Below are 1,949 nucleotides of genomic sequence, written 5' to 3'. Positions count from 1 at the left end.
GGGCAGAAGGGCGTACGCGACTACGACTGGGCGATGATCGAGGTCACCGCCGACGACACGCCTGAGGGGCAGGACCGTACCGCGGGGACGTCCGTGCTGCTGGTGCGCCGGCACCGCTACACCCGCACCGTGTCCTACTACCGCTGCTTCGCCCCCGGGCCGGTGCCCCTGGCGCGACTGGTGTCCCTGGTGTGCCGCAGGTGGCGGGTAGAGGACGACTTCCAGGACGCGAAAGAGATCTGCCACCTCGACAAAGGGCAGGTCACCTGCTGGAACTCCTGGCACCGCTGGAGCGTGATCGCCCTGGTCGCCTACGCCTTCCTGGCCGTCACCGCCGCCGGTGAACGCGCCGCCCAGACCGGCCGGAACGAACCCACCGAAGCCGACCTCGTCCCGCTCAGCAGCCACGAACTCCTGCGCCTGCTACGGGCCTTGATCCTTCTGTCGCCCCGACGAGACCGCGAGCACCTGCTGTGGTGGTCCACCTGGCGCCGCCGCCATCAACACCGCGCCCGCCTCTGCCACCGCCGATGGCACACGTACGCCGACACCACACCATGATCAGAAAGCACACCAGTAGCTATCTACAGCTGCCGTAACATGGCTAGGCCGGATGACGGAGGCCCACCGGATGACGGAGGCCCACCCCGGTGGATTGACCTGGTCAGCATTTCCTTGGCTGCCACCGCCCTAATTATAACCTCCTTTTTCTCTTGGCTAAATTTCAATATCGCAAAGGATGCGATCCTCTGGTCAAAAAGTTCGGTCGACGTAGCACAGCAGGCACTGGACGAAGAACACGAGAAGAGCTACCGCGAACAGTTTTCAACCTTTTCGCGAGTCACATTCATGGCCGATTGGGACAATTCGACCGGCACCATGCTGATTAAGTCGTTTGAGATAACCAACGAAACAATCCTTGCATTTCGCATTGTAGGCGTTGAGCTAACCCCATATCGCCCCACATCCCCAGTTCAACTTCTCCGGCGGACGAAATGTGGAAATTTGGCGACTCAAAATATTTTAATGTATCCGTAATAATGAGACCTTGCAGCGTCATTGCACTTCATCCCAACGGAACACTCCCTTTCTCATCGCTTATCAGCGATTCACCCTGGCCACTTTTAGCGTCTAGAGTCGTAGTCCAAGATCTTTCAACAATGAAATTCTGGAGAATAACAGGCGGCGGACCAGAGGAAATTAAAATGCCACCTCGAGTCGACTCGAACCTTCCGCCATCCCCGAGCCTTGTGATTTTCCAACGCCAAGATTCTTCGGACTGCTGGTAATATACGGACGCGGGTGTACGTCGACGGACGGAGCCCGCTGATCTTGTAAGCGGGTAGTTGACGGCCGAGATGCTGCCGTGCCGCTTCCGTTCTTCGGCGCTGGCGCGCCTGCGGTACGGGTCCGGCTTGCCATCGGGCGATGACAGCCAAGTTGACAGCCAAGCCGGCGGACGAGGGTGGACGCTGGCGGACGCCCGTGGACGGAGCGCACCAGGTCGACGGAAGATCCAGATCTAATCTAACTACGGATTAGATGCACGCTGCCGTCCGTCGGGAGCCCAGGCCGTGGCGGTTGGCAGCCAGGATGGCAGCCAAGCCAGCGAACGACGGCGGACGACCACGGACCGCCACGGTCATTGACGGGACCGCGACCAGGACCGGCGGACACTGGCGGACGTCAGCGGACGAACTACCGATGATCTCTTAATCCGCGGGTTCGGGGGTCAAGTCCCTGGCGGCGCACCCGTATCTACCAGGTCATATGACCCTTGGTAGTCTTTCCCAAAAGGGCTCTGTATCCCTGTACTCCGCACGTTCGTGCGGTGTCCTGAACGTGTGACTCTTTGATCTTGTGGTGTGTTGATCGCCCTGGTGTGTAGGGCTTCCGGTCTGGGACGGTTCGTCGTGTGCTGGCTGCCGCGGATCTGCTCTACGGGCCCC

1 pseudogene is annotated in these 1,949 nt (G+C 60.2%); it reads left to right on the top strand.

What is annotated here, in order from left to right:
• A pseudogene (locus BBK14_RS13175) lies at positions 1-561 on the top strand (hypothetical protein); the annotation flags it as partial.
• Positions 562-1,949 lie beyond the last annotated feature (1,388 nt).

Origin of the sequence: Parafrankia soli, from assembly GCF_001854695.1 — a bacterium.
In the GTDB taxonomy this organism is placed as follows: Bacteria; Actinomycetota; Actinomycetes; order Frankiales; family Frankiaceae; genus Parafrankia; species Parafrankia soli.
Note: the sequence above shows the minus strand (reverse complement) of the source record. Positions and strands in the feature narration are given on the sequence as shown.